The 6,812-nt window shown below is 43.6% G+C and carries 7 protein-coding genes; all 7 read right to left on the bottom strand.

Annotated elements, in window-relative coordinates; genetic code table 11:
* Positions 1 to 137: 137 nt before the first annotated feature.
* On the bottom strand, positions 138 to 1,289 hold the full coding sequence (gene guaB, locus KTE19_RS12410; protein WP_056983319.1) for an IMP dehydrogenase: 1,152 nt from the start codon (positions 1,287 to 1,289) through the stop codon (positions 138 to 140).
* Positions 1,290 to 1,604: 315 nt separating this feature from the next.
* Positions 1,605 to 2,309: a DUF1129 family protein gene (locus KTE19_RS12415; RefSeq protein ID WP_217165004.1), complete on the bottom strand. Its 705-nt coding sequence runs from the start codon at positions 2,307 to 2,309 to the stop codon at positions 1,605 to 1,607.
* 358 nt (positions 2,310 to 2,667) lie between these two features.
* Positions 2,668 to 3,768: a redox-regulated ATPase YchF gene (ychF, locus tag KTE19_RS12420; RefSeq protein ID WP_217164989.1), complete on the bottom strand. Its 1,101-nt coding sequence runs from the start codon at positions 3,766 to 3,768 to the stop codon at positions 2,668 to 2,670.
* Between the two features lie 23 nt (positions 3,769 to 3,791).
* Entirely contained in the window at positions 3,792 to 3,977 is a 186-nt protein-coding gene (locus KTE19_RS12425; protein WP_054746844.1) for a DUF951 domain-containing protein, read from the bottom strand.
* 27 nt (positions 3,978 to 4,004) lie between these two features.
* Positions 4,005 to 4,889, bottom strand: coding sequence for a ParB/RepB/Spo0J family partition protein (locus tag KTE19_RS12430; protein ID WP_217342406.1), 885 nt, complete (start codon positions 4,887 to 4,889; stop codon positions 4,005 to 4,007).
* Entirely contained in the window at positions 4,882 to 5,646 is a 765-nt protein-coding gene (locus KTE19_RS12435) for a ParA family protein (protein WP_217164993.1), read from the bottom strand. The genes KTE19_RS12430 and KTE19_RS12435 overlap by 8 nt, the downstream gene beginning before the upstream one ends.
* Before the next feature lie 20 nt (positions 5,647 to 5,666).
* Positions 5,667 to 6,395, bottom strand: coding sequence for a 16S rRNA (guanine(527)-N(7))-methyltransferase RsmG (rsmG, locus tag KTE19_RS12440; protein WP_217164995.1), 729 nt, complete (start codon positions 6,393 to 6,395; stop codon positions 5,667 to 5,669).
* Positions 6,396 to 6,812 lie beyond the last annotated feature (417 nt).

Here is a 6,812-nt window from a genome sequence, read left to right on the forward strand (position 1 = left end):
ATTCACAACGACCAGTTATGTGCCTAAAAATTATTAAATATTATCTCCAACTATTGGGGTTCACTTCAAAACCGGGAATGACCGCATTTTTTTGATAAATTCTGGGATCTAAACGCCTATTTCCCAGTCTTTTACAATTAATTTTCAGGTTCGTAATTAGGTGCTTTCTTAGTAATCGTAATATCATGTGGATGTGATTCGCGTAATCCTGCATTGGAAATTTCAACAAACTGAGCGTTGTCGTTGAGATCTTTAACGGTTGCGGAACCCGTGTACCCCATTCCTGAACGAAGGCCGCCGACCATTTGGAAGACGATGTCGTTGATGCTGCCTTTGTACTCAACTTCACCTTCAATACCCTCAGGAACCAACTTGTTGGCTTCGCTCACACCGCCTTGGAAGTAACGGTCAGCTGAACCATGTTGTTGTTCCATAGCAGCCACACTCCCCATACCACGGTATGATTTGTATTTTTTGCCATTTTCTTCGTAAACATCGCCGGGAGCTTCTTCGGTACCAGCTAACATGCTACCAAGCATAACGGCAGTACCACCAGCGGCCAGTGCTTTGACAATATCACCAGAATATTGAATCCCACCATCGGCAATGATTGGCTTACCCCATTTTCGAGCAACTGAAGCAGCGTCATAAACGGCAGTTATCTGGGGAACTCCAACACCGGCAACAACTCGAGTCGTACAAATTGAGCCAGGACCAATTCCAACTTTGACAACATCAACACCGGCTTGGTATAAAGCTTCTGTACCAGCAGCAGTTGCGACGTTACCTGCGATTAAGGTTGTATCGGGATAGTGATCACGAATTTCAGCAATCTTTCTTAAAACACCAGCTGAATGACCATGGGCGGTATCAATCACAATTGCATCGGCACCCGCTTTGAGCAAGGCTGAAGCGCGATCAAATGTATCGGCGGAAACCCCCACAGCAGCAGCAACCAACAATGCACCGTTCTTGTCGACAGCGGCTTTAGGTGTATCGGCGGTCTTTTTGACTGCCTTAACCTTTGCAACTTCACCAGCCTGTGCTTCGATACTGAGATTCTTGTGAACAACGCCAAGGCCACCGAGCTTTGCCAAAGCAATCGCCATCTTTGATTCGGTAACAGTGTCCATTCCGGCACTGATGAAAGGAACATTCAACTTCAAATTGTCAGCCAATTGTACTGATAGATCCACATCATTTGGTAATACATCACTCGCTGCAGGAATCAACAGCACATCATCAAACGTCAAGCCTTTTTTACCGAACTTACTATCCCAACTAACCATCTATCTCGCTCCTTTATTTTTTAGGTTGCTTAGTAACATATCATGTTCATTCAAAACAAGCAATGATCTTTACTAAAATCTCATCGTTGTCTCATGAATTAATCCAATTACGAAGCAACGGGTTCTTAAAAGTTGTTATCGATTATACACGAACTTTTCAAATAGTTAAAGGACTTTATCGGAATTAATTTACGATTTCTGCAATCAATTCGAACTACCAGAATCTTAACGTTCGTGTTTTGCTGAGATCAAACAAAACCTGCTGGTATGACTGTCTACCAAGCAGGTTTTGAGCAATTTTTGGGGTGTAAAACTTTAGAACAAACCACCTGTAATATTGAAGTTTCGCTTGTACCACCAAGAGCCACCGGCACTTAGCAAGCCAAGGGCGATATAAACATAGCGGTTAAGAGCCGGATTAATCACAGCTGGCAGCATTGCAGCGCCAGTAAAGATTCCCATCCAAACAACAACGAACAGAATCATAATCACAATTCGGATCCAGATAGAGTACTTGTGCTTAACTCCGGGTGTAAACATCATCGTTACTAGTGGAATTCCAACACCAGCAATCGCTGCACTCAGAATGATTCCAGTGATTCCCATGACGGGTTGAGGACCATTTTTTGCGGGGAAAAAACTAATAATGCCGTACATGAATGTAAAGATCATGAAGAATAGTAATGCGTTGTAGCCCGCATTTGGCCAATAATCCCGCTTTGGATCAGGCTTACGCTTAGGCGGGTTCACAATAAATTGAATCCGTTCTTCAACGGTTCCCCACATATTTCGGGCAGTCCTGCCTGATTTTTGACCCTCAAGTAATTCCTGAACCATCTTATTGATCGTTTCAGTCTTTTGGGCAGCCGTCAACTTTGTGCCGGCAAGGGCCTGATTAAACTTGTACATATAGTCAGAATTACGTTTGGTTAACCCAATGTTATCAAATTGGGAATGGAGAATTTTGGCAGACCGATCCCGATCTTGATGAACGTGCGCATTTTTTTCACGAGCGCTCATATTTTGTTTTGTTTCATCGTTATTACTACTCACTTGTTTCGCTCCTTGTTTAGTGAGCGGCGCAAAGCGGTTATCAATCGGAGTGTAAGTCTCCTCACTTGGAAATTCCCGGGTTTGGAATTTTCGAGGGAGGTGCTTACACTCCGATTGTTGCTTTGCACAGCTGTCCTATATTCTGTTTAAAATTATGTTACAGATGATAAAAATAAGAAATATTCTGCAAGTTTTCAGACTACCTAGTAGAAACGTGCTCCGACACAACTGATGCTAACTTCTAAGGCAAACTTGGTTCAAATCCAAAACCGGGATTCAAACCAAGCTTGCCTTAGAAACCGCATCACCCGTTGCTCGTCGCACTCTAAACATTGAACCTAAATTCAACAATATCCCCATCCTGCATCACATAATCTTTGCCTTCAAGACGCAGCTTACCGGCATCTTTGACAGCTGCTGGGGTTTCATACTTATCCAAGTCTTCAAAAGCCATAATTTCTGCTCTGATAAAGCCCCGTTCAAAATCAGAATGGATGATCCCAGCTGCTTGAGGGGCCTTTGTACCCTTCTTAAACGTCCAGGCACGAGTTTCTTTGCCACCTGCAGTGAAGAATGTTTCCAGGCCTAAAAGTCGGTATGAGGCGCGAATAAGCCGGTTTAACCCTGGCTCCTTTACCCCCTCTGCCTCCAAAAATTCTTTCTTTTCGGCATCGTCCAACTCAGCAATTTCTTCCTCTGGTTCCGCAGCCACTGCAATGGCTTGGGCCCCTTCCTTGTCAGCAAAGTCTTTGATCTCGCCAAAATACTTTGAGTTCTCCGGGTCAGCCATGTCATCTTCGGCAATATTGGCAACGTACAGAACTGGCTTGCTAGTTAACAAGAACAACCCTTTCACAATCTTTTGTTCGTCTTCGTCAAAATCAATTGACCGAACAGAGCCGCCGTCTTCAAGGACTGGCTTGATCTTTTCAAGCACAGCGAGTTCGGCCTTGGCTTCTTTGTCAGCACCCTTGGCAGCCCGTTGAACTTTGCCCAAACGCTTATTAACGGCGTCAAGATCAGAAATGCCCAGCTCCAAATTGATGGTTTCGATATCATCGATTGGGTCCACTTTTCCCGTGACAGTGGTGATATTGTCATCATCAAAAGCCCGGACAACGTGCACAATGGCATCAACTTGGCGGATATTTTCCAGGAACTTATTTCCAAGTCCTTCACCCTTGCTGGCACCCTTAACAATCCCAGCGATATCGGTAAATTCAAACGTGGTTGGTACCACCTTTTTTGCTGGAATTAATTCTTGAATCCGATCCAACCGTTTGTCGGGGACTTCAACCATCCCCACATTAGGATCAATCGTCGCAAATGGATAGTTGGCCATTTCCGCTCCGGCCTTGGTAATCGCATTAAAAAGTGTCGACTTGCCGACGTTCGGTAATCCAACGATTCCTGCAGTTAGTGACATAACTTAACAACTCTTCTTTCAGTTTATTTTTCAGCTTTTTCAAGTAGTTTCTTTAATTTGTGATCAAATTCACGGCGGGGCATCATCACAATGTGCCCACAACCAGTGCACTGAATTTTAATATCGGCGCCCATCCGAATGATCTCCCAGCGATTGGTGCCACATGGATGAGGCTTTTTCATTTCAACAATATCGTGAAGGTCATACATCCTAACAACCTCTTCCTATTTTAAAAACTAGTCCAAATTCACGCCAAACATCTCAAGTAACCGGTTCAAATCATCGACTGACCCATATTCAATCTCAATCTTACCCTTTCCCTTTTTCCGGGATGAATTGACGATCGAAACTTGAGTCCCAAACTTTTCTTGAAGTTGACCTTCGGATGCCCTGACAAACGGTGACTTGCGAGGGGCCTTCTTCTGCTTGGCACCCTTTTTGCCGTTAATCTTGGCAGCTGCCTGTTCTAATTGGCGAACCGTCATAGATTCAGCGACCGATTTTTCGGCCAACTTAATCAAATCCTGCTTGTTATTAACCGACAACAACGTCCGGGCTTGGCCCATTGACAGTTTGTTATCTTCTAAGAGATCCTTCACTTCTGAGGGTAATCCCAGAATTCGCAGATAGTTGGCAATGTAGGGTCGGCTCTTACCTAATCTTGATGCCACTTGCGCCTGAGTCAGATCAAGTCTAGTCATTAACATATTATACGCTTCGGCTTCTTCAAGGGTGGTTAAATCCTCTCGCTGCAAGTTTTCCATTACAGCAATTTCCATCATTTGTTCTTCAGTCGCGTCCCGAACAATTGCCGGGATCGTGGCTTGCTTAGCAATCTTGGAAGCCCGCAGTCGTCGTTCACCAGTCAATAATTCATAAGTATCAACTTCTGGATTGGGTTGACGGACAATGATTGGTTGGAACACCCCGGAATTCTTGATGGAAACAGCTAAATCCTGAAGAGCCTTCTCATCAAATCGATGCCGTGGTTGGTATGGATTAGGCTTGATTTCACTGACTTTTATGTCAATGACATCTTCCTTGCTGGTATCAACATTATTATCCTGGAAAAGGGCCTCAATTCCCTTTCCCAGCCCAGTGGGTTTCTTCTTATTAACCATGATTTGCCAGCACCTCTTTCGCCAAGCTCATATATTTTTCTGCACCCTTTGATTTGGGATCGTAATCCATAATTGGCAAACCATAACTTGGTGCCTCGGACAGACGAACGTTTCGGGGAATGACTGTGTCGTAGACTTCATCCTTGAAATACTTCCGGACTTCCGCATTAACCTGCTCACCCAAATTGGTTCGGGCATCAAACATTGTTAGGAGAACGCCTTCGATTTTTAGGTTAGGATTAAAGTGCTTGCGAACAAGGTCAATTGTATTTAACAACTGACTGAGCCCCTCTAGCGCATAATACTCGCTTTGGACTGGAATTAGAATTGAATCGCTGGCCGTAAACGCATTGACCGTGATCAGCCCAAGTGATGGTGGGCAATCGATCAACACAAAATCATATTGATCTTTAACGGCATCCAGTGCGGCCTTTAACCGGGTTTCCCGGGCCATTTGTGGTGTTAATTCGATTTCAGCTCCGGACAATTGAATCGTGGCCGGCACGATATCCAAGCCTTCGTGAGAAGTATGGGTGATTGTTTCCTTCATTGGTTCTTCATTAACTAACACGTCATAAATATCTTTTTTGATGTCTGCCTTTGAAATCCCAACGCCGCTGGTGGCATTTCCCTGCGCATCAGCATCAACCAGCAAAATTTTTTTGCCCAACGAAGCCATGCCAGCACCTAAATTCACAGCAGTCGTGGTCTTACCGACACCGCCTTTTTGGTTGGCAAGTGAAATCACATACGCCATTAGTCATCCCTCCTTATCGTTTATTTTGTCAGTGGCTCCCGGTTGGGAGTTCCTGGCTTTCGTGGATATTTTTTAGGGGTATCGTTAATCTTATTAATCACAATAATGTGCCTGAGTTCATCAGAAATTGGCAATGTGAACTCGTAATCATCGCTGACTTGACCGCCCAAAAGTTGGATAGCGGCCTTGGCATCGGTTAACTCATCCTCAGCTTTGGCAGCCTTCATAGCGATTAATTTGCCGCCTTTTTTGACTAACGGTAAGCACAATTCACTCAACACTGTCATCCGAGCAACCGCCCGGGCAGTCACAATGTCAAAGCTCTGACGGTGAGGCGACTTTTTACCACCAAATTCCTCAGCGCGCGCATGGTAGAACTCAACACCATCGAGCCCAAGGGTTTCAATCAATGTTTTGAGAAAATTAATGCGCTTATTCAAGGAGTCAACAATCGTCACTTTAAGTTGGGGAAATAAGATTTTAAGTGGAATTGAAGGAAATCCCGCTCCTGCCCCAACGTCACAAATCGTCAAAGGGTCTGTTTGAATCTGTGAAACAAAAAAAGCAGGCGTTATCGAATCATAGAAATGTTTTAAATAAACGGCTGATCTTTCTGTAATTGTCGTGAGGTTAACATGCTCATTAACTTCCACCAACAGCTTAAAATAGGCATCGAACTGACTCATCTGCTTGTCAGTAACTTCGATACCTTTATCCAAAAGAGCCTTTAAAAATTGATCGTTGTTCATTTATTATTTCTCCCAGTGTGTGAAACAATCTGTTTCACGTCTTACTATACTTTAACTTAAAATCGCTTATATGACAAGGTGTTTGAACACATTAATTATTCTGATAATGGGCGGATGATAATTGATGACTTTAATTGTAGAAAATAAAAAGAGACAACGACATCTCCTGATTTCCAATCGGTGATCATTCACTTGGATCGCCATAGCCACTCAGGTAAAACTTGCGACAAACGGCTGATCCCTGCTATTTAAGCAAAAAAAGTGGTTCTACAATATCTGTTGTTGGTAATAGATTTTATCTATTACTGATGACAGATTTTTTGTTTCTCGTTAGAATAAAAAAACGGACATTTCCTGTCCGTTCATCCAAGTCAACCACCACGAAGATTTTTCAGAAAGAAGGAAATGCCCTATGTG

Origin of the sequence: Lentilactobacillus dabitei, from assembly GCF_019061365.1 — a bacterium.
Lineage (GTDB): Bacteria > Bacillota > Bacilli > Lactobacillales > Lactobacillaceae > Lentilactobacillus > Lentilactobacillus dabitei.

Excerpts from the sequence above, each read along its gene's own strand:
- KTE19_RS12430 (WP_217342406.1), bottom strand. The coding sequence starts at position 4,889 with ATGGTTAATAAGAAGAAACCCACTGGGCTGGGAAAGGGAATTGAGGCC.
- KTE19_RS12435 (WP_217164993.1), bottom strand. The coding sequence starts at position 5,646 with ATGGCGTATGTGATTTCACTTGCCAACCAAAAAGGCGGTGTCGGTAAG.
- ychF (WP_217164989.1), bottom strand. The coding sequence starts at position 3,768 with ATGTCACTAACTGCAGGAATCGTTGGATTACCGAACGTCGGCAAGTCG.
- guaB (WP_056983319.1), bottom strand. The coding sequence starts at position 1,289 with ATGGTTAGTTGGGATAGTAAGTTCGGTAAAAAAGGCTTGACGTTTGAT.
- KTE19_RS12425 (WP_054746844.1), bottom strand. The coding sequence starts at position 3,977 with ATGTATGACCTTCACGATATTGTTGAAATGAAAAAGCCTCATCCATGT.
- rsmG (WP_217164995.1), bottom strand. The coding sequence starts at position 6,395 with ATGAACAACGATCAATTTTTAAAGGCTCTTTTGGATAAAGGTATCGAA.
- KTE19_RS12415 (WP_217165004.1), bottom strand. The coding sequence starts at position 2,309 with ATGAGCGCTCGTGAAAAAAATGCGCACGTTCATCAAGATCGGGATCGG.